Source organism: Streptomyces sp. H39-C1 (assembly GCF_027158125.1).
GTDB lineage: Bacteria > Actinomycetota > Actinomycetes > Streptomycetales > Streptomycetaceae > Actinacidiphila > Actinacidiphila fildesensis.
The window spans coordinates 23554-44452 of sequence record NZ_JAPVLS010000083.1; the positions used below are offsets into that span (position 1 = coordinate 23554).

Genomic DNA, 20899 nt, shown 5'->3' on the forward strand with positions numbered 1-20899 from the left:
TCACCGGCCCTTCTGGCTCCCCGTCGGGAATGCGGGGAGGGGCCCGTGTTGATTCACGGAGCCCCACCCCTCAACCCTTGATATCCCTCAGGGTTGACGTTCACTTTGAACGCCTTTCCGACCCTTTACGCGACGTGGAGGGTGAGCTTGCCCCGCGTGCGGCCCTGCTCGCCGCGACGGTGCGCCTCGGCGGCCTCCGCCAGCGGCAGGACGTCCTCGACCTCGACGGTGACGCCGCCCTTGTCGATCAGTTCGGCGATCGTGGCCAGCGAGGCCCCGTCGGGCTCCACGAGATACGCCGCGGCCCGCACTCCGCGATCCCGCGCCGCCTCCATGAGCGCGGGTGAGACACCCGACGGGACGGCGACGACGATCCCGCCGGGGTGCAGCCTGTCCAGCGAGCGGGTACTCGTACGGTCGTGCTCGTCGCCGATCAGGTCGAGGACGACGTCGATGTCGCGCACCACGTCCTCGAAGCGGACCGCGGTGTAGTCGACCAGTTCGTCGGCGCCCAGTTCGCGCAGCCAGGCGTGCTTCGGCGCGCGGGCGGTCCCGGTGACGTGCGCTCCCAGATGCTTGGCGAACTGCACGGCGAAGTGCCCGACCCCGCCCGCCGCGCCATGGATCAGTACCCGCTGACCTGCGGTGACTCCGGCGGTGACGGTCAGGGCCTGCCAGGCGGTCAGCGCGGCGAGCGGTACCGCGGCGGCGTGGTCGTGGTCGAGCGTGGCGGGCTTGCGGGCGAAGTGCCGGGCCGGGGCGGTCACGTACTCGGCGTACGCGCCGGCCTCCCGGGGGAACGACGGCATCCCGTACACCTCGTCACCGACCTCCAGGGTGTGCACGCCGAACCCCACCTGCTCCACGACGCCGGAGACGTCCCAGCCGAGCACGAACGGCGGCGCGCCCAGCGCACCGGCCATGCCGCCGCCCTCCCGGGTCCTTCCAGTCGACCGGGTTGACCCCGGCGGCACGCACCCGCACCAGCACCTCGTGCGGTACCGGCTCCGGGCGCGGCAGCTCGGTGAGATGCAGCACCTCCGGGCCGCCGAAGGTGTCCTGGGTGATCGCGCGCATGGTCGGCTTCTCGTTCATCTGATGGCTCCCGGTGGGGGTGGGGCCGGCGCGCACACGGCGCGCCGACCGGTTATCGTCAACACCGTGGACGCTACCCATGGGGTAGTGGTTACCTGCAAGGGCTACTACTATCTTTTGGAAAGCATCACAGGTGGGAGCCGTGAGCGGCAACGCAACCGGCGTGTCGCCCACCCTCCACGACCGGGAAAGGCAGTGGCCATGACCATCGCGTGCACGACAGGAAACCACGCACAGCACGACGTCTACGCCGCGCTGTGCCCGTGCCGCGACGTGCTGGACCTGCTGGCCAACAAGTGGACGGCGCTGGCGATCGGAGCGATGGAGGAAGGGCCGCAGCGCTTCGGCGCACTGCAGCGCCGCCTCCAGGGCATCAGCCCCAAGGTCCTGACGAGCACCCTGCGCCGGCTCGAGGACAGCGGGTTCGTCGACCGCACCGTCTACCCGGCCGTCCCGCTGCATGTGGAGTACGAACTGACGGAGCTGGGGCGCGGTGTGGCCGTGCCGCTCGGCGTGCTGCGCGCGTGGGTGGAGACCCACCTCGACACCGTCAAGCCGGACGCACCGGCCGGGTGTGTCTGACCACCGGACGGGCCGGTCTACCCGGACGGGATCCTGTCCCCCGCCCGGGCACACATCAGCGGCGCGGGAGGGGACATACGTACAGGTATGAGGTTTCCCAGCGCAGAGCCGCACAAGGAACAGACCGTCGGCACCAGGTCACTGGCCGAGGTCGAGGAGGCATTTCACGCCCTGGAGGCCGTCGGGGCGGGGCCGGCCCAGCAGACGCAGCTCTCCCGGGGCGCCCTGACGGGCTACCTGTGGGCGCTGGGCCGCGGCGACCCGGCGCCGGTCACGGGCGCCTCGTGCGAGGGGGCACCGGATCTGCCCCTGCTGACGGCCGAGGCGGACGCCGCGGTCGTGCAGCTGGCGGACGCCACCCAGCGCACGATCCCGCGCGACTACATCCAGGGGGTGCACGACGCGCTGGCCTGGGTCTGCGGGCACAGCGACCTGCGGCCCTGACCCGGGTCAGGGCAGGGTGAGGACGCGGGGGCCCTCCGCGGTGACGGCGACGGTGTGCTCGATGTGGGCGGCCCGGCTGCCGTCGACGGTGCGCAGCGTCCAACCGTCGGGATCGGTACGGTAGTCGTCACGTCCGCCCGCCATCAGCATCGGTTCGATGGCGAGCGCGAGACCGTGCCGCAGCGGGAAGCCCCGGCCGGGACGGCCGCGGTTGGGTACCCCCGGATCCTCGTGCATCCGGCGGCCGATGCCGTGGCCGCCGAAGTCCGCGGGCATCCCGCAGCCGGCCGCCTTGGCGACGGTGCCGACGGCGTGCGAGATGTCCCCGATCCGGTTGCCCGGGACGGCGGCCGCTATGGCGGCGTCCAGCGCCCGCTGGGTGGCGTCGATGAGCCGCAGGTCGGCGGGACGCGGCGTGCCGACGATGAAGCTGATGGCGGCGTCGCCGGTCCAGCCGTCGAGCTCGGCTCCGCAGTCGATGCTGACCAGATCGCCGTCGCGCAGCCGGTGGTCGCCGGGGATGCCGTGCACGATCGCGTCGTTGACCGAGGCGCAGATCACCGCGGGGAACGGCACCGGGGCGAATTCCGGCCGATAGCCGAGGAACGGCGAACGCGCCCCGGCCGCGCGCAGAACGTCACGGGCCACGACGTCCAGCTCCCGCAGCCGGACCCCTACGGCCGCCGCCGCGCGGACGGCGCCGAGCGCCTGGGCCACGACGCGCCCGGCTTCGCGCATCGCCTCCAGCGCCGCGTCGGTCTTGATCTCCACCATGTTGCTGACCCCTGACTGATGACCTCGATGATGCCCAATACTTATACCGGTATTAGTATCACGGTCATGGTGAGAACTCCTTTGACCCCCTGGGAACGTGAACGCGGTGAGCGCTTCGGCGCGCTGCTGCGCCGGGCCCGCGGCGACCGCAGCATGGTGGAGGTCGCCGCCGCGGCGGGACTGTCCGCGGAGACCCTCCGCAAGATCGAGACCGGCCGGGCACCGACCCCGGCCTTCTTCACCGTGGCGGCGCTGGCCGCCGCGCTGGACGTTTCCCTGGACGAGCTGGTCACCGCGTGCGCGGAGAGCGCAGAGGACGCCCCCGAGGCGCTGACGGCCTAGGCCGGGGCCGGCCGGGTCGACGGGAGCCGCCGCGGGTCGGCGCGGCGGCGCGGCGGCGCGGCGCGGCAGCGGGTCGCGGCGGCGGGTCGGCGCGGCGGCGCCCTCAGGCATGCCCTGCCGGAGGCGCCGGGAAGCGGGCGGGGATCATGGACGGCGGCAAACCGCCGACCCGCGGCCCCTTCGGGCCGCGCCCGTGACCCACCGGACCCGAGGATTCATGCCCTCCCTGCTCTCCAGCTTCGCCCCGATCTGGATACTCACCGCGGCCGGCTACCTGGTCAGCCGCACGGGTCTGCTGGGCGAGCAGGCGGAACCCGTCCTCGGCCGGTTCGTCTTCCATGTGGCCATGCCGGCCGCGCTGTTCGTCATGATCTCCAAGGCGCGCCTCGACACCTTCGCGAACACCTCGATGATCGCCTTCGCCGCAGGCACCGTCGTGGTCTGCGCCCTCGGCCTCCTGGCCGCTCGCCGGCTCTTCCACCACAAGCTCGCCGACCAGGCGATCAGCAGCATGGCGGCCGGCTACGTCAACTCGGCCAACCTCGGGATCCCGGTGGCCCTGCAGGTACTCGGAGACGCCTCGTTCGTCGCCCAGATCCTGCTCTTCCAGGTGCTGCTGATATCCCCCCTCATCCTGACCCTGCTCGACGCCGGCACCGGCGCCGGCTGGAGGAGCGGCGGCCTCACCCGGATGCTGAGGATGCCGGTGCGCAACCCGATCATCATGGCCTCCGCCCTCGGCGCCGTCGTCTCCGCCGCGGGCTGGCAGCTTCCGACGGCCCTCGGCCATTCCTGCGAACTGCTCGGCGCGGCCGCCGTTCCCACCGCCCTCGTCACCCTCGGCATGTCGCTGCACGGCCGCCCGGCCGCGACCGGCACGGGCCGGCTCACCGAGGTCGGCGTGACGGTCGTGCTCAAGACCCTCGTTCAGCCCCTCATCGCCCTGGCGGTCGGCGGCCTCCTTCTGCACCTGCCGCAGCACCAGTTGCTCGCCGTGGTCCTCTGCTCCGCGCTGCCCACCGCCCAGAACGCGTTCATCTACGCGCGCCAGTACGACCTGGACACCGATCTCGCCCGCGACTCCGTGATGGTCTCCACCCTCGTCTCGATGGCCACCCTGTCCGTCGTCTACTGGACCCTGGGCCCGACCCACCCGTAGAAACCGTTGGCGCCCCCGCGGCCGGTGGCCGCACCCTGTATCCCGTGGAAGAACCGAAACACCTCCTGGCCGAACCGAAACACCGGATCCGCGCACTGCACACGGAGACGACCGTCACCGTCTACCAGGCGTACTCGCCGCACATCGGACTCCCGGCGGCGAGCACCGGCCGGTTCCCGGCGGCCTGGCAACGGGACCGGATGACGTGGATCAAGCCGCGCTCATAGTCTTTTTCCATGACGCCCGACACCAACAACCAGCAGTCCGAAGCACGATTGCGGCGCGCGCTGCGTGCCAACCAGGCAGCCGGACCACAGCGGACGAAGAAGAGCCGCACCGACTGGGAAGGGGAGCCGGCCGCGATCTACTGCCGGATCTCCCATGTGAACGACGACGACCAGACCGGCGTGGAGCGCCAGGAGAGCATCTGCCGGGAGGCCTCCGGCGCCACCGCGCACCGCAGTACGCCGAGCCGGGATGTGTCCACAGGTATGGCCTGCATGGGGTGTTGGTCTCCTTGACCACTCAGACGCGGCGCATACCATCGTCGGCCCTGTGGTTGTCAGCCGTCCACGGGCACTCCTCTCGGAGTTCCATGGTGGACATTGAAGCGGAGGTGCGTACAAACCCGCCGCCGAACGAGCTGATCCACCCGGGCCGTCTCCGAGCCGTCAAGGGGTGGCCCGGCACCACCGGCCGAACTCATATGATCCGCACCTCGGCGCTCCCCCACAGCGGATGTGCCTCAGACAACCGGGGGCAATATGAACGAGCACTGGCAAACGTCGGACTGGGATCTCATGGACGGCGAGACGCTACTCGGCCGGCTCACCGGATATGACGTCGACCAGCCGAGGTTTCTCCTGCGCTTCGCTCCCACGCCGGCCTGGGAGCCGATCAGGCCGCTATTTGATGCCTTCGCGGCTCTACGCGGGCCCGATCCTGAGGGGACCGCCATGATGCGCGTCCTGAGGCCCATCCGTGATCTTGGGCTCACGCTCGTTCCAGCCGGGGGCGGCACCCCGCTCACCGAGTACATCCTCACCATCGACGGAGATGAAGCTCGCTTGCGCTACTAGCAAGCAACCCCCTGCCCGATCCGTGCCCGGTCCGGCGGGAAGCGGCGGAGATTCGCGGGGAATCCCGGCGACGCTTCCGCTCTGGGGCAGGTCAGACGCTTCCCAGGTCGGCCAGCATCCGCATCCCTGGTCTTCCAAACTAGGGCTCTACAGGCCAGCCTCGCACTGGCATGATCGGCCCATGTCTGAGTACGCGTGGCCGGCGGGGCCCGGAATCCCGGCCGAAGAGGACGTTCGCCGAGATTGGCCGGCGACCGTGTTCGCACTCCCGGTAGGAGCAACGATCAGCTGCCAGGTCATCGGTCGCCAACGCTTCGGCGTGTTTGTCCGGATAGATGGCGTGCCAAACGCAGTGGGGTTGGCGGAGGTCACACTCATGCCACCCGAGATGGATCTACCCCGCATGGGCGCTGTAGTCACCGGTCAGGTGATCTGGCATGCCGACCACAATCACCAGGTGAAGCTCAGGCTGGACGAATGGGTGAGTCCGTAGAGGATTGTCTCGCGGGCCGTCTCAGGACCGTGCGAAGCTGACCGACGTCGCTGCGCTCGATCTGACGCCGGGCGCGCGCGTCAATCGGGTTCGATCATGTTCCTCAAGATGCCACAGCGGATACGACAAAGCGGGACGACGGCAGACGGGATGGCAGCCAAGAGCAGCGTGGCGGGCACCGCATGATCAGGCCGAGGGCGCCGTTAGGCTCGGTGCATGGCAATAGATGAACCGTCCGTCGTCTGGTCCTTGGACGGCTTCAGCAAGGACGACGAGTTCTTGCGAACTGAGCGCCCGATCAGCCGCGAGCAGATCATCCAACTCCGAGAAGTGATCACTCCGGACCCGGACGATCCTTGGATGCTCTACTGCTACGACGTGCCTCTCAGCGACTGGGCCGCAGTCGACGCGATCTTGCATTGTGGCCCCCCTGACGCGACCCTCGACTACCAGACCTCGGCCAGCGCCCAGCGTTGATCCCCGTGCCCCTTCCGTGCCCGATCTGCCGGGAAGCCACGGGGAACCACGGGGAACCACGGTCGCCCGCAGGCAACACGCATGAGAACGGCCCCCGACCGATGTCCCTGGTCGGGGGCCGACTTGGTGTCTCTGGCTGCGGAGGATGTGAGATTCGAACTCACGGTGACATCGCTGCGCCAGGGAAGGTCAAGAACGGAAGCCGCCGGACCTTCCCGGAACGACGACCCCGGCCCGACCTATGGGGGCAGGGAGCGACCCTCCCGCGCTTCGGCCGCACCAGCTCTGCGAACCCGCCCGGCAACCTCCGCAGACCCTCCTGCGCGCGGGCATCGGACATCCCGGCAGCGATCCGGGCACGCTCCCCATCCAGCAAGCGGAACAACCTGCGATCCGTCACGTGGCGCCACCACCAGACCTCCAGCACGAACGCGGCTGACGCCACCCGCTCGCGCGCACCCACGCCCCTCACCGTGGACCTTCCACCAGCGAGGCCCGGAAGAAGCTCGTGATCACGCCACGGAATCCCGTGTGCCCGGTGAGCCCGGCATGGCGCAAGCACCACACCTCCGGACCCTCTTGCTCATCCGCTGCCGCCGACGCCTCGCCGCACGAAGTGCACTCCGCCGCATAGATCGGGCCGCTAGCCGTTGTGTCCGTGGCCAGCGACCAATCCGTGTACCGATAGACCGCCCTGCCCACCATCACCGCAGCCCCCGGCCACCACGTTCGACCGCCAGGCCGTCCGCCGCATTGAGCCGCAGGGCCAGACCAGAGGTGAAGACCAGCACGACTACCAGGCCACCCGAGGCAAACCGGTCCGAACGAACCGCCTTCACCTCTCGCCACTGACCGCGCACACTGACCCGGTCCCCGCGCTGTACCCTCAGCGCCGCAACGCGGGCCATCACGACCACCGGTCCTCAACGCTGCTCGCGTCGTCGACCCGCGTACCAGTCTGACCGTCAGTCCCGGCAGGCTTGACGTCCTCCGGGCAGGCGCCCCATTCCGTTCCACCGCCGACTGGCCGCAGTTGGATGTACGGGCCTACGCGGCCCATGACGTGGCCCGTGCGCCGCTTGGCTGTATCCACTGCCAGCGCGCCGACTTCAGGAATCCCGTCATTGCTCATGCCGGGATCATCACGCGCATCACCAGGACGTTGGAACCTCCCCCAAAACCCACTTCGGGACGTCCCACACCGGGTAGAACGTCCCTAGTGCCGTCCCGTCAGGTGGGGAGAGACTCAGATGCCGAACGAGAGATTACGTGCCGCCATGGCAGCCGGAGGCTGGACATACGCCGCCCTCGCGGTAAAGGCCGAGGTGGACCCGAAGTCCGTTGAGCGATGGGTCAATCTCGGCCGCACACCACGCCGCGTCACAGCCATGCTGGCGGCAGAGACCTTAGGAGAAGACGTGCACGCTCTGTGGCCAGCGCTCAGGCAGGCCCGTGCTGCCCGAGCAGTCAGTCCCGAACTGGTAGCGCTCTATGACCAGCGCGCTGACATTCCCGCGTCGACGTTCGTCGACATGCTGTCGCAGGCACACGAGCAGATCGACGTGTTGGTGTACGCCGCCATCTTTCTGCACGAGGCGTATCCCCGCCTCAATGAGCTTCTGCGGGAGCGAGCCGCCGATGGCTGCGCGGTTCGCATCGCCATTGGGGATCCGGACGATCCCAACGTCCGGCAGCGCGGCCAGGAGGAACGCTTCGGGCACGGCATCGAATCACGCTGCCGACTCGCCCTCATGCACTACACGCCACTCGTCGGCGTGCCCGGGATCGAGGTCCGGACGCACGGGACCACCCTGTACAACTCGCTGTATCGCGCCGATGACCAGGCCCTGATCAATGCCCATGTCTGGGGAGTGAACGCATACGGCGCACCCGTCTGGCACCTCCGCCGGCACGGCGATGGTGGAATGTTCGACACCTACGCGGGAAGCTTCGATGCGGTGTGGGCGACAGCGACGCAGGTACAGGAGACGTGACCGCGAGCCGGACTGAGTACTACGACGACCCCAAAGCGCCCAAGCCCAACAGCTTGGTCGTGGCAGCGTCCGCTGTCGTCACCGACAAGGAGGGTCGCATCCTGCTTCAGCGGCGGACGGACAACGACCTCTGGGCCTTGCCAGGCGGCGGTATGGACATGACGGACTCGCTTCCCGGTACCGCCGTCCGTGAAGTCAAGGAAGAGACCGGCCTCGACGTGGAGATCACCGGGCTTGTCGGCACGTACACCGACCCGCGGCACGTCATCGCCTACTCGGACGGCGAAGTACGACGGCAGTTCAACGTCTGCTTCACCGCCCGAGTCGTCGGTGGTCGACTCGCCATGTCGGATGAGTCGACGGAGCTCCGATTCATCGCCCAGGCTGAGATTGCCGAGCTTCCGATGCATCACACTCAGCAGCTCCGAATCCGCCACTTCATGGAGCACCGCGCTGAGCCCTACCTGGGCTGATGTCGCACGACGTTTCCCTTGGCAGGCGCATCCAGCACGAGGACATCCTCTCGGTCCAAGTCCGAAAGGGACTATGAACGCGGCTTGACGTGGATCAAGCCCTCGTTCCTCTGGATGATGTACCGCTGCGGCTGGGGCATGAAGGAGGACCAGGAGACGGTACTCGCCGTCGAAATCTCCCGTGAAGGCTTCGAGTGGGCGCTGCGCCATGCCTGCCTCTCCCACTACGAGCGTGGGCTCCAACCCAACCTGGCCACCTGGAAGCGCGACCTCAAACGCTCCCCCGCCCGCGTCCAATGGGACCCGGAACGCGATCTCCACCTCCAGCCGCTGCCGTACCGCTCCCTCCAACTCGGCCTCACCGGCGACGCCGCCCGCCGATACGCGGACGAGTGGACGGTCACCATCACCGACGTGACGCCGCTCGCCCAGGAGATCCACACCCTCGTACGCGCCGGAGACCTGCACACCGCGGACCGGCTCCTGCCCGCCGAACTCCCCTACCCCGCCGGCGAAGAACTCCTGGCGCCGCTGCTGCCGTAGAGCCAGGGGCAGCGGTTCAGTGCCGCCGGCGCGCTCCTCGTGGTGCCCGCGGCACCGCTCAGTCGGTGATCTGAGGTGACCGGGCAACCATTTGCGGTGTCGCGTGACTCTAAGGGGGTCATGAGCATCTTCAACGTGAAAGCGCGTGGCACGGCGCCCCCCGGAGTTGCTGCGGAACCGGTCGAGGAGGGTGAGGGGATACCGGATTTCGACCTGCTGGCGGCGAGGCGGTGGCCATCGCTCGTCAGGACCGGTTATCTGCTGACCGGTGATGTCGGCGCCGGGCAGGATCTGGCCCAGACCGCTCTGGCGTCCTGCTATGCCCATTGGGACAAGGTGTCGCGGGCGCGGGACGTGGACGCCTATCTGCATCGGGTCCTGGTCAATGCGCACCGCACCCGGATGCGTCGGCGTCGGGTGCGGGAAGTGGCGTGGGACCGCCGGACCGAGGCGAGCGCGGCCGCCTCGGTGGACTTCGCACCCGCCGCCGCGTGGCGGGTGACGGTCAACCGGGCGCTGGCGGCGCTTCCGCCGCGGCAGCGCGCGGTTCTGGTGCTGCGTTTCTGGTCGGACCTGACCGAAGCGCAGGTCGCTGCGGCGATGGGCTGCTCGGTGGGCACCGTGAAGAGCCAGACCTCCAAGGCACTGGCCAAGCTTCGGCTCGATCCCGCGCTGCGGCTCGACCCTTCGGAAGGACAGTCATGAACGACCCCACGAGCCCTACCGAGGACGGTCTGAAAGCGGTGTTCGAGCGGCTGTCGCAGGACAGTGAGGTGGGCCGGGTGCCGCTGGGAGCCATCGTGACCTCCGGCCGGCGGCAACGTCGGACGCGGCGGGCCCTGCTGGGGCTTTCGGCGGTAGCTGTCGCGACGGTGCTGGGGGGAGGCGGCTGGCTGGCGGCGCAGGCGAACTCCGCGGGCACCACGGCCACCCCGATGTCCCCACCGGCCGCTACGACCCCGAAGGCCCCGGCGATCCCCCGGCCGAGCATCACGACAACGAAGGCCCCGCGCACGCCGCAGGATCCGCCCTTCCCGATCTACCGAACCTTCCCCGAACATTCGGGAAAGATCGCGGGCGTCCCCTGGAAGCTGGGGCTGGTGCACGCCGGCGGCGGCACCTCCTGCACCGCGGTCGTGGCAGCGACCGGCCCGGACACCGGCACAGCCGGCATGTTCGGCTGCGACCAGCAGCCGGCCAATTCGGACGGCGGCGTCAGCACCACCGGCTACACGATCGACGCTCCGTCAGGCCACGGCTCCGTGGGGTGGGTGACCATCGGGCAGGTCAGTCCCAGCGTGAAGTCGGTGGACTGTGTCTGGAAGGGCGTGCACTACAGCACCCCGACCTTCCGGCTCCCGGGCCTGACCCAGACCTACTTCGCCCTGGGACTGCCGGGTACCCAGGGCACCGACCACTCCTCCGAGATCAAACTGCGGGACGCCCAGGGCAAGGAGATCGGCACTGCTCCCTTCTGATCCGGCCACGTCCGTGGACCGTCCGTGGACGCAAGGATCACGGCAACAGCCCCGGTCCTGCTCAGCGGATTCCTCACCGGACCGTCCCAGCCCCGCGATGGCCCCGCACTCGGTCTCAACCCGCCGTCGAGGTCGCCCGCTACGGCTCCGTCGAACGGGGCTGGGTCGTCGGGATCCGTGAGGTGAAGAACATCGCCAGGAGAGCGCTGAAGGCGAGGATGGCGAGTGCGGCGCGCAGGCCGTCGATCCTGGCGTCGGCGTTCGCGTCGAGTGCCGCCTGAGTCACCTTCGCGCTCGTGCCGGCGTCGCCGAGGGCGGACTTGAGCTGGGCGTCCGACAAGAACGGTACGCCGCTCTGGAGCTCGACAGCCGCCTGGCTCTTGACGTCGGCCGGGACCGCCGGATTCTGCTCCACGCTGGTCAGGAACGACGTCGACAGCGCGGCGATCATGATCGACCCGGCGAGCGCCGTACCGATCGAGGCGCCCAGGTTGGTGACGGCGTTCTGAACGCCGCCGACTTCCGAGCTCTGGGCTTCGGGCACGGCGGACACGGTGACCGACCCGAGCTGGGAGGCCAGCGCGCCCATGCCGAGTCCGATCAACAGGAGGGGAATGGTGACGACTTCCGCGCCGGCGTCCGCGTCGAGCGCGGCCATCAGGATCACCGCGCCCGCGAGCAACGCGAGGGTCCCGAGCCGCACCACCCGCCGCGGCGAGACATCCGGGAAGAGGCGCGGAATCAGGATCGCGGCCGCCAGCAGCGTCACGGAGAGCGGCAGGATGCGGGCGCCGGTCTTGAGCGCGGACAGGCCCAGGGCGACGGACAGATAGAGCGGTACGACGAAGAAGACGCCCATCTGAACGAGGTACTGGAAGAAGAACATGGTCAGTCCGCCGGTGAGCTGCCTGTTGTGCAGCATGGCCGGGTCGACGAGAGGTTCCCTGTGCCGCTCCACCATGCGGGCCTCCCAGCGAAGGAAGAGCCAGATCAGCAGTAGGCCGGCCAGCATCAGCCACACGACCAGCGAAACCCCGAGCCACGAGGGCGCGTCGGGTTTCGGCTGGAACCAGCCCCATTCGTCCGAGCGGAGTACGCCGTAGACGAAGATCCCGAGCCCGAGCGCGGAGAGCACGGCGCCCACGAGATCAATGCGCGGCCGCTCGCTGATCGGCGTGTCGACGATGCGGGCGGCAAGCACCAGGATGCCGAGCACCACCACGACCTCACCGGCGAAGACCCATCGCCAGGAGAAGTACGTCGTCGCGACACCCCCGATGAGCGGCCCGACCGCGATCGCCACGGCCCCTGCGGCCGCGACGAGACCGTAAGCGGCGGGACGGCGCTCGGCGACGAAGTTGCTCGCCACGAGTGCCACGATGGCGGGCAGGATCAGTGCCGCCCCGATCCCCTCGAGGAACGCCCAGCCGAACAGCAGCACGGGCAGGTTCGGTGCGATCGCCGTGGTCAGGGAGCCACAGCCGTAGATGACGCAGCCGATCATGAACGCGCGTTTGCGGCCGATCAGCGCCCCCACCTTGCCGCCGAGGATCATGAACATCGCCATCACGAGGGTGTAGGCCGTGATGGCACCCTGGATTCCCGTCACCGTCGTGCCCACGTCCTCGGCCACCGTCGCGATGGAGACGTTCATGACCGAGCTGTCGAGCGCCATCAGGAACTGGCCGGCAGCGAGTGCCAGCAGGACGATTCGCGCCGTTGCCGAACTCGCGGCGGTTCCTGCCTTGGATGCCATGGGCCGAATCGTCCCAGCTGTCCCGGAGCGCGGACCCGCGACCCACCACGGAGGTCAACCGGTTGGTGGACCGGTTGGTGGACTCAGGTCGGCGGAGTGCCTTCGGACATCGACTGCTGCTGCGGCGGGACGAGCGGACGGAGATTCAGCCCTGGGCGTCCATCTCGGCATCGGCGACGGCGATGGCGATGCCGAGCGCCGTGGCGATGTTGCCTGCTGCCGTCATGACACGGGCGGTGCCGACGATGGGTGCGATGGCGACCAGGATGTCCTGCACCTGTTCGGCGGTCAGACCGGCTTGGAGTGCGGGGTCGATATGCGCCACGTAAGAGATGGGCGGGGCATCCGAGGCGGCGAGTGCCGCGATACGCGTGACGATGAACATGTCGGGTGCCATCCCGCATCGCTCGATCGAGTCGACCGTCATGGCAGCAAGGGTGTCCAGGACAGGGGTTTCCGACGCAGTGGACATGTCGCATGGCCTCCTGGTGAGTTTCGAGCTTCAGGGAGATATCTCGAGGGAGAGAGGGAGATATGAGGCGGAGAGAACCGCGTTCCGCGAGCGTGAAGCTTCCCCAATCGTAGAACCCATCGTGGGCTCCCGCATGGGGGCGCATGGTCCGCCGGGCCATGGGTGCAGGCGTCCGACCAGGTGCGGGCCCGGATGGGGAGAGCCCGTTTGTCGTGATCGGTCACGTCGTCGCCGTATGCGTTACGACACCGCTCCGACCTGCACAGATGGGCTGCGAGTTGCTCATCGAGCGCTGTCGGTCAGGCACCCCGAGGTGCGGAGTGATCCCGGTGGGTCGACATTGGAAGTAGGCCGGGCGGCCGAGCGCGGACGCGCGGTAATGATCTTCGTGGGCATCGCCGCCATCGCTGAGGACGACGTGTTCCCTACGCGCCCGCGCATGGCCCTGATACGACGCCCGACGCCCATCCCGTTTCCGGATCGGAGACACCCATGAAAGACCTCAAGTTCGAGCAGAAGCGCTCACTGACACGCCTTGAGGCGGCTGACCAGCTCACAGCACTCGCAGCCGCGCTGAGGAAAGGTGAGGATGCCGAACTTGAACTCAGCCCGGGAACGCTGAGCCTGCGGATCGCCGACGACCTTCGCAGCGAGATCGAGGTCGAGATCGGCGATGGGGAGATCGAGCTCGAGATCGAGTTCACCTGGTCGACCAGGTCGAGCAGGAAAGAGCCGGCACGGAAGGCCGCGGGCACGGCGAAGGCCGTAGGCACGGCGAAGGCCGCGGGCACAGCGAAGGCCGCGGGCACAGCGAAGGCCGCGACGCGAAAGAAGGCCCGCCGGGCCTGACAAACCGTCATGAGGTTGATGACGGGCGATACGGATCTTCACCCACAGGGCTCATCTCGTCGGGGCGCCGCGTCGCATAGCGCGCTCCGAAGCGGGTGTTGGGGAACGGGAACCCGTGGCGCCCCGCGCGTTCGAGGGTCTCCAGCAGGTCGGACGGCGGTACGGCGATCACCGGGCACTTGGCGTGGGCCAGGCAGTAGCGGGCCACCGAGCCGTGGAACATCCGGGTCAGCGGGCCGCGGCGGCCCGCACTCACCACGAGCAGGTCGTCCGGCCGGTCGGCGATCCGCACCAGCGCCTGACCGGCCCCGGCACGCACGATCAGCGGCCGGATACGCAGGCCGTTGGGGTAGCCGCCGAGGGCCTGCTCGAAGGCGGTGTCCAGGCGCTTGCCGGCCGCGCGCTCCCATTCCTTGAGCAGCGGCGGGCAGGGCGTCCTGCGGTAGGCGATCTCGCCGCCCACCGGCACCCAGGCGAGCACCGGCACGAGGAGGGCGTCGGAGCGGCGCGCCTCGGCGACGCCGCGATGCAGGGCGGCCAGGCTGCTCAGCGATCCGCTGACGCCGACGATGATCCGCGTGGCCTCGGCCATGGTGGTTTCGCTTCCTTCTCTACTGAGACCGGTGAACCGTGGACCCTGCGCCCCGGTTCCTTGTCCTTCCAGTGGATCCCCGCGAAGCGCGGGCAGCGGCATCCCTTGACGGACCCGATATACGGCCGGCGGGATCCTTGACGGCCCTCTGACAGCCTCACGCCCGGACGCGGCAGGACGACGGGTCCTGACGGAATGGTCCAGACGGACGGCTCCTGGCTGACGGGTCCTGGCTGACGCGTCCTACAGACCGATGTCGCGCAGGCTCATGTCCGTCAGCGTCTCGCGGCGTACCAGGAGCCGGGCGGTGCCGTCGTGGACGGCGACGACGGGCGGGCGGCCCACCAGGTTGTAGCCGGAGGCCATGGACAGGTGGTAGGCGCCCGCGACGGGGACGGCCAGCAGGTCGCCGGGACGGACGTCGTCCGGCAGTGCCGCACCGGCCGCGAGGACGTCACCGGCCTCGCAGTGCCGGCCGACGACGGTGACCGGGCGCACCGGGGCGGTGGAGCCGCGGCCGATGAGCCGGGGCGCGTAGCGCACCCCGTACAGGGCGGGCCGCGGGTTGTCGCTCATGCCGCCGTCCACGGCGACGAAGCGCTGCCCGCCGGTGTCCTTGACCGACAGCACGCGGTAGAGCGCGACGCCCGCCGGGCCGGCGATCGCCCGTCCCGGCTCGATGGTGAGCCGTGGCACCGGCAGCCCGGCGCGGGCGCAGCCCTCCGCGAGTTCGGCGCGGACCCGGGCGGCGAGCGCGGCCACGTCGAGGACGTCCTCGCCGGGCCGGTAGGCCACCGCGTGCCCGCCGCCGAGATCGAGTTGCGGCAGGGCGACGCCGTGGTCGTCCCGGATCCGCGCCATCAGGCCGATCAGCCGGCGCAACGCCGTGATGTACGGCTCGACGTCGGCTATCTGGGATCCGATGTGGCAGTGCAGGCCGACCAGTTCCAGCTCGGGCCGGCCGAGGATCCGGTCGACGGCCTCCTCGGCGGAGCCGTCGGTGATCGACAGGCCGAACTTCTGCCCGTCGGTGCCGGTTCTGACGGCCGTGTGGCCGCCCGCCGAGACGTCCGGCACCACGCGCACCATGACCTGCTGCCGGGTGCCCCTCGGCACCAGCACGGCCAGGTGGTTGATCTCCGAGGCGCTGTCGACCACGATCCGCGCGACGCCGAGCCGTACGGCAGCGCTCAGGTCCTTGGGGCTCTTGGCGTTGCCGTGCAGGACGATCCGCTCGGGCGGGAATCCCGTGGTGACGGCGAGCTCCAACTCGCCCGCCGAGCAGACGTCCAGGCCCAGGCCTTCCTCCTCCACCCAGTGCAGCAGGGCACGGCAGAGGAACGCCTTGGCCGCGTAGATCACATCGGCCTCGGGAAAGGCGGCGCGGTAGGTGCGGCAGCGGTCGCGGATCTCACCCTCGTCCAGGACGTAGAGCGGGGTGCCGAAGCGGTCGGCCGCCTCCGCAAGCGAGACGCACGCGACGGTGACATCGCCGTGGGCGGCGGGCCGGGCGGAGGCGGGCCAGACGACGAGCGACGACGGGTCCACCGCCGGCGCCGTGGCCAGGGCCGGTACGAGCGAGGTGGCGGTCATGCGCAGCGCGCCGGCGTCGTGCGGTCCGCGTGGCGCCAGTTGTCCGGCGCCAGGGTCTTGACGGGAGCGGGAGCGACGACGTCAGGGCCGGCGGCGGGGTACGCCGGGGCCGACCGGGCGCAGAGGGTGGTGCGGACGTACGGAGCCGGCTGGTCCGACGGCGCCGGGACGACAAAGGAACCGGCCGCGATCCGTTCGGTCGGCTCCGGTTCGTCCTCGTCCTCGTACTGGCACAGGCACATGGCGGTCCTCCGGAAGGGAGACGAGCTGCTCTCCGGCGTGATCGCCGGGAGCACTGCCATCACGCTATGCCCGCAGGTCCGGGCCCCGCCTCCCTCCCTGACGCGTGCTTGACGCGCAGGCCGGAGCTTTGATGCGCCCCTGACGGCGCAGGCCTCAGGACGCCGCTCCGCGCCCCGTCAGCTGCCCGTCAGGAGCGCGTCAAAGGGGCCGGTGTCCGCATCAAGCCCCCGTAAGGAGCGTGATCGACGACCCCCCGCGCGGGGATACCTTCATCGGAGCGGCGCCGGCGATCACGCCGGAGTACGCTTCGCCTCTTTCAAGGAGCACTGTGATGGTCGAGCACCAGTACGCGGAGGATCCCGAACCTTCCGAACGCATCCCGGCCGGACCACTTCTCGTCCCTGTCCGGCCGGGTTCCGCGGGCTGCAGCGCCCGCTTCTTCCGCACCCCGCTCGGCGGCCGCACCGCCGTCGCCTTCACCACCGAGCAGCGGCTCGTCGCGGCGCTGGGCGCCGGCCAGGAGTGGATCAGACTGTCCGCGTCCGCGCTGCACGAGCTCGGGGCGCCGCTGGGCGTCACCGCCCTCACCGTCGACCCGTCGCTGGTCGCCCCCGCTCCCAGGCCCGTCGGAACCACCGCGCACCTCGGAACCACCGCGCCCGTCAGAACGGCCGGACCCGTCAAGGCCGCTGAACCCGTCAGAAGCGTCGCGACCCCGGCGACCGTCGCGGCCGCCGGGACCTTCCGCTGAGGCGGGGAACGCCCTTCCGGCCGCCCGCCGTCAGGAACGCTCCTCACGCCGCCCGCGCGGAACCACGAAGTCGGTCAGCAGGGCGGACCCCGGCTCGAGGGCCGACCACGGTCCGCTCCAGGTGAGCACGGCGGTGCCGGACGTGGGGAACTTGGTCCGCGCGCGCTCCAGGGTGTCGCCGGCCGCCTCGCCGGCGAGCAGCAGGGCCAGTTCCTGGAGGCCGGGGTTGTGGCCGACCAGCAGCAACGTCCCGACATCGGAGGCCACTTCGCGGACGACGTCGAGCAGATCGTCGTCGTCCGCCGCGTAGAGGCGCGGTTCGTAGCGGACCGGTGGAGCGCCGTCGAGCTCGGCGGCGGCCAGTTCCCAGGTCTGGCGGGTCCGGCGGGCGGAGGAGCACAGGACGAGGTCGGGCAGCCGGCCCGCCTCGTCCAACCACCGGCCGGCGGCGGGGGCATCGCGCAGGCCGCGCCGGTTCAGCGGTCTTTCGTGGTCGGGAACGCCGTCGGGCCAGGCGGACTTGGCGTGCCGCAGGATCACCAGTCGCCGCGTCCCGCTCATGCCGGTGCCCCGGCGGAGCGCGGGCGGCCGATCTCGCGGACGACTTCCAGGCCGAGAACCCGGTCGAGATGCGCGAAGGTCTCGAACTTGGCGCCGGACGGTACCTCACCGGCCGTCTCCAGCCCGCGCAGCAGCCGCAGCACCTCGGAGGTGTCGAGGGTGTCCTCCAGCGTGGCCCGGGCCGTTCGCACCAGGTCGGCGGCCATCGGCTTGGACGGCTCCTCGGCCCAGTCGGCCACCGCTCGCCGCCAGCGGGCCAGCAGGCGGCCGGCCACGGCGATCTCCTCGGACGTGACGGCGATCGGTTCGTGGTGCGGGTGGCCGAGGAGCAACACGCGCACGGCGAGCATGTCCCCGTCCACCGGGTCCGGTCCCGTGGCGCTCGCCTCGCCGACGCGGAGGCTGGCGCCGCCCGCGCCCTCGTAGGCGCGATGGGTGATGTGCACGACCGGTGGGCCGCCCAGTGTCTCGGTGATCTCCTCGAGGGTGCCGGTGGCGTCGGCCGGACGGATGCCCGCCCCGTCGGCGGAGGGCACCTGCGGTCCGGTCCACCCCATGAGCACCGCCCTGCCGCGCAGCTCGACGACGCGCGCCAGCACATCGGCGACGAGGAGCACCCGCAGTCCGGTCAGATCGCCCGGATCGCCGTCCTGTGGGGCATGGGCGCAGATCCGCAGCGGACCAGGGCCGGTCAGTTCATCCACGATGCTCAGCACAGCACCGACCCTAGGCGCTCCGGCGCCGTCGTGGCACGGGCCCGCACCGGCCCGTCCGGCCCGGATGCGCCGCCCGGACGGTCAGCCGTCCCCGGGCGGCGGGCCGCCGGCCCCGCGGCGCAGCTCCTCGTTGAGGCGCAGGGCCTCCTCGAGCTGGTCCTCCAGGATGACGATGCGGCACGCCGTGTCGATGGCCGTGCCCTGGTCGACGAGTTCGCGCGCGCGGGCGGCGACGCGCAGCTGGTAGCGCGAGTAGCGGCGGTGGCCGCCCTCCGAACGCAGCGGGGTGATCAGCCGCGCGTCACCCAGCGCCCGCAGGAAGGCGGGCGTGCTGCCGATCATCTCCGCGGCCCGGCCCATGGTGTAGGCGGGGTAGTCGTCGTCGTCGAACCTGTCGGTCGTGTTCGTACGGGTTCTGGGGGTCATTGCACCTCTGCGGCGGACAGCCCACTCGGGGGAGGCGACAGCCGGAGATCACCGACGTCCTGCATTACGTCAGAAAACCTAACAACCCGATCGGGAAATGTCTATCGTGGCCGAGGCAGATTTACGCACGCCGGGAAGCCAGGTACGCTTCCCTCGCGCTACCTCGCCACGGAGTCGGCCGACCCGTGGCAAGGCGGGGTGGGGGCGACGTGAGCACACCCAGATTTCCTCGATCTTGATCTTCGGGAGACGACCATGACTCGGCTGCAGGTGCGGCCCGTACGCCACGGCCAGGGGGATGTCGACGTACTCGCGCTGGCGGGCGAGCTCGACCTCGACAGCGAGGACGTCCTGGCGACCGCCGTGGCCGAGCTGCTCCGGGCCCGGCAGGACGGCCGGGCCGGGAACGGCGAGCTGCCGGCCCAGCAGGACGGCGACACCCGCCGGTCCCGCCTGGTACTGGACTGCGCCGGCCTCACCTTCTGCGACTCCCGCGGGCTGGGCCTGCTGCTCACCATCCGGCAGACGCTGCAGGACCGCGGGGACGTCCTGGTCCTCGCCGACGTCAGCCCGCAACTGCTGCGCACGCTCGAACTGACCGGTGCGGACCAGGTCCTGACGCTCGCCGACGGGGTGGGCGAAGCCCTGCTCCCGGTCGCTCCGCCCGAGCCGCGCACAGGCGACGCGTCCGCCTGACGACGCCTCCGCCTGACGGCCCTTCCGCCTGACAGCGACAACGAAAAGCCGGGCCCCACTCGTCAGTGGGGCCCGGCGGTATTCGGGGTGCTGCCGGCCGTTGGCCGGCAACGGTCAGACGGCGGTCGTACGGGGCCTGGAGGAACGATCCGGCGCACCGGCGCGACGAGCCTGGGCCGTACGGCTGCGGCGCCCGCGGGTCGAGGCGGCACTGCGCTTCGCGGTCTCGGACACCGGGGAGGTGATGACGACCGGAACACCGGACGGGGCCTGGGCACCGGTGATCCGGGTCAGCTCGGCCTCGCCGGAACGGACCTGGGTCGTCTTCGGCGTGATGCCGGCGTCGGCCATCAGACGCGTCATGTCGCGGCGCTGGTTCGGCAGCACCAGCGTGACGACCACACCGGACTCCCCCGCGCGGGCGGTACGGCCGCCGCGGTGCAGGTAGTCCTTGTGGTCGCTCGGCGGGTCGACGTTGACGACGAGGTCCAGGTTGTCGACGTGGATACCGCGGGCGGCGACGTTGGTCGCCACCAGCACGGTCACGTGGCCGGTCTTGAACTGCTCCAGCGTCCGGTTGCGCTGCGGCTGCGACTTGCCGCCGTGCAGCGCGGCCGCGCGCACACCGCTGGCCAGCAGCTCGCGGGTCAGCAGGTCGACGGCGTGCTTGGTGTCCAGGAACATCAGCACCCGGCCGTCACGGGCGGCGATCTCCGTGGTGGTGGCGCGCTTGTCGGCGCCGTGCACGTGCAGCACGTGGTGCTCCATCGTGGTGACCGCACCGGCCGACGGGTCCACCGAGTGGACCACCGGGTCGTGCAGGTACTGGCGCACCAGCTGGTCGACGTTGCGGTCCAGGGTGGCCGAGAACAGCATCCGCTGGCCGTCGGTGCGCACCTGGTCGAGCAGCGCGGTGACCTGCGGCATGAAGCCCATGTCCGCCATCTGGTCGGCCTCGTCGAGCACCGTGATGGCCACCCGGTCCAGCCGGCAGTCACCCCGGTCGATCAGGTCCTTGAGCCGGCCCGGCGTCGCCACGACGACCTCGGCGCCGCCGCGCAGCACGCTGGCCTGGCGGCCGATCGACATACCGCCGACGACCGTGGCCAGCCGCAGGTGCAGCGAGCGGGCGTACGGGGTCAGGGCGTCGGTGACCTGCTGGGCCAGCTCACGGGTCGGCACCAGCACCAGGGCGAGCGGCTGGCGGGGCTGGGCACGCTGTCCGGCGGTGCGGCAGAGCAGCGCCAGACCGAACGCGAGGGTCTTGCCGGAGCCGGTACGCCCCCGGCCGAGGACGTCACGGCCGGCCAG

General features: G+C 70.4%; 28 protein-coding genes and 2 pseudogenes. 17 read left to right on the top strand and 13 right to left on the bottom strand.

The genetic code is table 11. From position 1 onward, the window contains the following. Positions 1–125 precede the first annotated feature (125 nt). A pseudogene (locus O3W51_RS37540) lies at positions 126–1095 on the bottom strand (NADP-dependent oxidoreductase). 201 nt (positions 1096–1296) lie between these two features. On the opposite strand from O3W51_RS37540, the gene O3W51_RS37545 reads away from it, so the two are divergent. Beyond that, complete coding sequence (locus O3W51_RS37545) at positions 1297–1677, top strand: winged helix-turn-helix transcriptional regulator (protein WP_138355271.1); 381 nt, start codon at positions 1297–1299, stop codon at positions 1675–1677. An 87-nt stretch (positions 1678–1764) separates the two neighbouring features. Beyond that, a complete protein-coding gene (locus O3W51_RS37550; protein ID WP_138355270.1) occupies positions 1765–2121 on the top strand; it encodes a hypothetical protein in 357 nt (118 codons plus the stop codon). Between the two features lie 6 nt (positions 2122–2127). Here the strand turns inward: O3W51_RS37550 and map are convergent, their stop codons facing one another. Next, complete coding sequence (gene map / locus O3W51_RS37555) at positions 2128–2895, bottom strand: type I methionyl aminopeptidase (RefSeq protein WP_164298838.1); 768 nt, start codon at positions 2893–2895, stop codon at positions 2128–2130. 66 nt (positions 2896–2961) lie between these two features. On the opposite strand from map, the gene O3W51_RS37560 reads away from it, so the two are divergent. From O3W51_RS37560 to O3W51_RS37590, 7 genes and pseudogenes are all read left to right on the top strand, one after another. Continuing rightward, complete coding sequence (locus tag O3W51_RS37560; protein WP_138355268.1) at positions 2962–3237, top strand: helix-turn-helix domain-containing protein; 276 nt, start codon at positions 2962–2964, stop codon at positions 3235–3237. 217 nt (positions 3238–3454) lie between these two features. Continuing rightward, positions 3455–4396: an AEC family transporter gene (locus tag O3W51_RS37565; RefSeq protein WP_138355267.1), complete on the top strand. Its 942-nt coding sequence runs from the start codon at positions 3455–3457 to the stop codon at positions 4394–4396. A 35-nt stretch (positions 4397–4431) separates the two neighbouring features. Further along, positions 4432–4614 (top strand): annotated as a pseudogene (locus O3W51_RS37570) (DUF4291 family protein); the annotation flags it as partial. Positions 4615–4632: 18 nt separating this feature from the next. Further along, a complete protein-coding gene (locus O3W51_RS37575) occupies positions 4633–4917 on the top strand; it encodes a hypothetical protein (RefSeq protein WP_232485100.1) in 285 nt (94 codons plus the stop codon). 243 nt (positions 4918–5160) lie between these two features. Next, complete coding sequence (locus O3W51_RS37580) at positions 5161–5475, top strand: hypothetical protein (protein ID WP_138355266.1); 315 nt, start codon at positions 5161–5163, stop codon at positions 5473–5475. A 181-nt stretch (positions 5476–5656) separates the two neighbouring features. Next, a complete protein-coding gene (locus tag O3W51_RS37585) occupies positions 5657–5968 on the top strand; it encodes an RNA-binding protein (RefSeq protein WP_194445645.1) in 312 nt (103 codons plus the stop codon). 216 nt (positions 5969–6184) lie between these two features. Then, positions 6185–6445, top strand: coding sequence for a DUF7683 domain-containing protein (locus tag O3W51_RS37590; RefSeq protein ID WP_138355265.1), 261 nt, complete (start codon positions 6185–6187; stop codon positions 6443–6445). Between the two features lie 468 nt (positions 6446–6913). On the opposite strand, the gene O3W51_RS49050 is transcribed toward O3W51_RS37590, so the two are convergent. Together O3W51_RS49050 and O3W51_RS37595 are read right to left on the bottom strand one after the other, a co-directional pair. Beyond that, on the bottom strand, positions 6914–7150 hold the full coding sequence (locus O3W51_RS49050) for a DUF7848 domain-containing protein (RefSeq protein WP_138355264.1): 237 nt from the start codon (positions 7148–7150) through the stop codon (positions 6914–6916). After that, positions 7150–7362 carry a hypothetical protein gene (locus O3W51_RS37595; protein ID WP_164298834.1) on the bottom strand — a complete coding sequence of 71 codons (213 nt, stop codon included), beginning with the start codon at positions 7360–7362 and terminating at the stop codon, positions 7150–7152. The genes O3W51_RS49050 and O3W51_RS37595 overlap by 1 nt, the downstream gene beginning before the upstream one ends. Before the next feature lie 333 nt (positions 7363–7695). Here O3W51_RS37595 and O3W51_RS37605 point away from each other — a divergent pair, with 333 nt between their 5' ends. From O3W51_RS37605 to O3W51_RS37625, 5 genes are all read left to right on the top strand, one after another. Further along, positions 7696–8439 carry a helix-turn-helix domain-containing protein gene (locus O3W51_RS37605; RefSeq protein WP_138355262.1) on the top strand — a complete coding sequence of 248 codons (744 nt, stop codon included), beginning with the start codon at positions 7696–7698 and terminating at the stop codon, positions 8437–8439. Continuing rightward, positions 8436–8912: an NUDIX domain-containing protein gene (locus tag O3W51_RS37610; protein ID WP_269288535.1), complete on the top strand. Its 477-nt coding sequence runs from the start codon at positions 8436–8438 to the stop codon at positions 8910–8912. Before O3W51_RS37605 ends, O3W51_RS37610 begins: the two co-directional genes overlap by 4 nt. Before the next feature lie 18 nt (positions 8913–8930). After that, positions 8931–9455 carry a DUF4291 domain-containing protein gene (locus tag O3W51_RS37615; protein WP_232485099.1) on the top strand — a complete coding sequence of 175 codons (525 nt, stop codon included), beginning with the start codon at positions 8931–8933 and terminating at the stop codon, positions 9453–9455. A gap of 120 nt (positions 9456–9575) precedes the next feature. After that, positions 9576–10160, top strand: a complete 585-nt coding sequence (locus tag O3W51_RS37620) for a SigE family RNA polymerase sigma factor (protein ID WP_138355260.1) — start codon at positions 9576–9578, stop codon at positions 10158–10160. After that, a complete protein-coding gene (locus O3W51_RS37625) occupies positions 10157–10933 on the top strand; it encodes a hypothetical protein (RefSeq protein WP_138355259.1) in 777 nt (258 codons plus the stop codon). The genes O3W51_RS37620 and O3W51_RS37625 overlap by 4 nt, the downstream gene beginning before the upstream one ends. Positions 10934–11072: 139 nt before the next feature. Here O3W51_RS37625 and O3W51_RS37630 read toward each other — a convergent pair whose 3' ends face one another. Both O3W51_RS37630 and O3W51_RS37635 read right to left on the bottom strand, forming a co-directional pair. Continuing rightward, on the bottom strand, positions 11073–12689 hold the full coding sequence (locus tag O3W51_RS37630) for an MFS transporter (RefSeq protein WP_138355258.1): 1617 nt from the start codon (positions 12687–12689) through the stop codon (positions 11073–11075). A gap of 145 nt (positions 12690–12834) precedes the next feature. Further along, entirely contained in the window at positions 12835–13161 is a 327-nt protein-coding gene (locus O3W51_RS37635; RefSeq protein WP_269288537.1) for a carboxymuconolactone decarboxylase family protein, read from the bottom strand. 492 nt (positions 13162–13653) lie between these two features. On the opposite strand from O3W51_RS37635, the gene O3W51_RS37640 reads away from it, so the two are divergent. Then, entirely contained in the window at positions 13654–14010 is a 357-nt protein-coding gene (locus O3W51_RS37640; RefSeq protein WP_138355256.1) for an amphi-Trp domain-containing protein, read from the top strand. 7 nt (positions 14011–14017) lie between these two features. Here the strand turns inward: O3W51_RS37640 and O3W51_RS37645 are convergent, their stop codons facing one another. The 3 genes from O3W51_RS37645 to O3W51_RS37655 all read right to left on the bottom strand — a co-directional run bounded on the left by O3W51_RS37645 (position 14018) and on the right by O3W51_RS37655 (position 16437). Next, complete coding sequence (locus tag O3W51_RS37645; protein WP_138355255.1) at positions 14018–14602, bottom strand: universal stress protein; 585 nt, start codon at positions 14600–14602, stop codon at positions 14018–14020. Between the two features lie 243 nt (positions 14603–14845). Continuing rightward, positions 14846–16195: a diaminopimelate decarboxylase gene (gene lysA, locus O3W51_RS37650; RefSeq protein ID WP_138355254.1), complete on the bottom strand. Its 1350-nt coding sequence runs from the start codon at positions 16193–16195 to the stop codon at positions 14846–14848. Then, on the bottom strand, positions 16192–16437 hold the full coding sequence (locus O3W51_RS37655) for a hypothetical protein (RefSeq protein ID WP_269288539.1): 246 nt from the start codon (positions 16435–16437) through the stop codon (positions 16192–16194). The genes lysA and O3W51_RS37655 overlap by 4 nt, the downstream gene beginning before the upstream one ends. A 332-nt stretch (positions 16438–16769) precedes the next feature. Here O3W51_RS37655 and O3W51_RS37660 point away from each other — a divergent pair, with 332 nt between their 5' ends. Beyond that, the gene (locus O3W51_RS37660; RefSeq protein WP_269288540.1) at positions 16770–17189 is read left to right on the top strand and encodes an SAV_915 family protein; all 420 of its coding nucleotides are present in this window, start codon (positions 16770–16772) and stop codon (positions 17187–17189) included. A gap of 30 nt (positions 17190–17219) precedes the next feature. Here O3W51_RS37660 and O3W51_RS37665 read toward each other — a convergent pair whose 3' ends face one another. The 3 genes from O3W51_RS37665 to O3W51_RS37675 all read right to left on the bottom strand — a co-directional run bounded on the left by O3W51_RS37665 (position 17220) and on the right by O3W51_RS37675 (position 18892). After that, positions 17220–17750 (bottom strand): SixA phosphatase family protein, encoded by a 531-nt coding sequence (locus tag O3W51_RS37665; RefSeq protein ID WP_269288541.1) that lies wholly within the window; start codon positions 17748–17750, stop codon positions 17220–17222. Further along, positions 17747–18466, bottom strand: a complete 720-nt coding sequence (locus tag O3W51_RS37670; RefSeq protein ID WP_198357508.1) for a hypothetical protein — start codon at positions 18464–18466, stop codon at positions 17747–17749. Before O3W51_RS37670 ends, O3W51_RS37665 begins: the two co-directional genes overlap by 4 nt. An 81-nt stretch (positions 18467–18547) precedes the next feature. Beyond that, complete coding sequence (locus O3W51_RS37675; protein WP_269288542.1) at positions 18548–18892, bottom strand: MerR family transcriptional regulator; 345 nt, start codon at positions 18890–18892, stop codon at positions 18548–18550. 255 nt (positions 18893–19147) lie between these two features. On the opposite strand from O3W51_RS37675, the gene O3W51_RS37680 reads away from it, so the two are divergent. After that, the gene (locus O3W51_RS37680) at positions 19148–19588 is read left to right on the top strand and encodes an STAS domain-containing protein (protein ID WP_138355249.1); all 441 of its coding nucleotides are present in this window, start codon (positions 19148–19150) and stop codon (positions 19586–19588) included. 114 nt (positions 19589–19702) lie between these two features. On the opposite strand, the gene O3W51_RS37685 is transcribed toward O3W51_RS37680, so the two are convergent. Next, positions 19703–20899: DEAD/DEAH box helicase (locus tag O3W51_RS37685; RefSeq protein WP_269288544.1), on the bottom strand; the 1197-nt coding region annotated here is incomplete at its 5' end.

Bases quoted from the DNA above. Each gene is read 5' to 3' on its own strand.
- O3W51_RS37545 (WP_138355271.1), top strand. From the start codon at position 1,297: ATGACCATCGCGTGCACGACAGGAAACCACGCACAGCACGACGTCTAC.
- O3W51_RS37550 (WP_138355270.1), top strand. From the start codon at position 1,765: ATGAGGTTTCCCAGCGCAGAGCCGCACAAGGAACAGACCGTCGGCACC.
- map (WP_164298838.1), bottom strand. From the start codon at position 2,895: ATGGTGGAGATCAAGACCGACGCGGCGCTGGAGGCGATGCGCGAAGCC.
- O3W51_RS37560 (WP_138355268.1), top strand. From the start codon at position 2,962: ATGGTGAGAACTCCTTTGACCCCCTGGGAACGTGAACGCGGTGAGCGC.
- O3W51_RS37565 (WP_138355267.1), top strand. From the start codon at position 3,455: ATGCCCTCCCTGCTCTCCAGCTTCGCCCCGATCTGGATACTCACCGCG.
- O3W51_RS37575 (WP_232485100.1), top strand. From the start codon at position 4,633: ATGACGCCCGACACCAACAACCAGCAGTCCGAAGCACGATTGCGGCGC.
- O3W51_RS37580 (WP_138355266.1), top strand. From the start codon at position 5,161: ATGAACGAGCACTGGCAAACGTCGGACTGGGATCTCATGGACGGCGAG.
- O3W51_RS37585 (WP_194445645.1), top strand. From the start codon at position 5,657: ATGTCTGAGTACGCGTGGCCGGCGGGGCCCGGAATCCCGGCCGAAGAG.
- O3W51_RS37590 (WP_138355265.1), top strand. From the start codon at position 6,185: ATGGCAATAGATGAACCGTCCGTCGTCTGGTCCTTGGACGGCTTCAGC.
- O3W51_RS49050 (WP_138355264.1), bottom strand. From the start codon at position 7,150: ATGGTGGGCAGGGCGGTCTATCGGTACACGGATTGGTCGCTGGCCACG.
- O3W51_RS37605 (WP_138355262.1), top strand. From the start codon at position 7,696: ATGCCGAACGAGAGATTACGTGCCGCCATGGCAGCCGGAGGCTGGACA.
- O3W51_RS37620 (WP_138355260.1), top strand. From the start codon at position 9,576: ATGAGCATCTTCAACGTGAAAGCGCGTGGCACGGCGCCCCCCGGAGTT.
- O3W51_RS37625 (WP_138355259.1), top strand. From the start codon at position 10,157: ATGAACGACCCCACGAGCCCTACCGAGGACGGTCTGAAAGCGGTGTTC.
- O3W51_RS37630 (WP_138355258.1), bottom strand. From the start codon at position 12,689: ATGGCATCCAAGGCAGGAACCGCCGCGAGTTCGGCAACGGCGCGAATC.
- O3W51_RS37635 (WP_269288537.1), bottom strand. From the start codon at position 13,161: ATGTCCACTGCGTCGGAAACCCCTGTCCTGGACACCCTTGCTGCCATG.
- O3W51_RS37640 (WP_138355256.1), top strand. From the start codon at position 13,654: ATGAAAGACCTCAAGTTCGAGCAGAAGCGCTCACTGACACGCCTTGAG.
- O3W51_RS37645 (WP_138355255.1), bottom strand. From the start codon at position 14,602: ATGGCCGAGGCCACGCGGATCATCGTCGGCGTCAGCGGATCGCTGAGC.
- lysA (WP_138355254.1), bottom strand. From the start codon at position 16,195: ATGACCGCCACCTCGCTCGTACCGGCCCTGGCCACGGCGCCGGCGGTG.
- O3W51_RS37655 (WP_269288539.1), bottom strand. From the start codon at position 16,437: ATGTGCCTGTGCCAGTACGAGGACGAGGACGAACCGGAGCCGACCGAA.
- O3W51_RS37660 (WP_269288540.1), top strand. From the start codon at position 16,770: ATGGTCGAGCACCAGTACGCGGAGGATCCCGAACCTTCCGAACGCATC.
- O3W51_RS37665 (WP_269288541.1), bottom strand. From the start codon at position 17,750: ATGAGCGGGACGCGGCGACTGGTGATCCTGCGGCACGCCAAGTCCGCC.
- O3W51_RS37675 (WP_269288542.1), bottom strand. From the start codon at position 18,892: ATGACCCCCAGAACCCGTACGAACACGACCGACAGGTTCGACGACGAC.
- O3W51_RS37680 (WP_138355249.1), top strand. From the start codon at position 19,148: ATGACTCGGCTGCAGGTGCGGCCCGTACGCCACGGCCAGGGGGATGTC.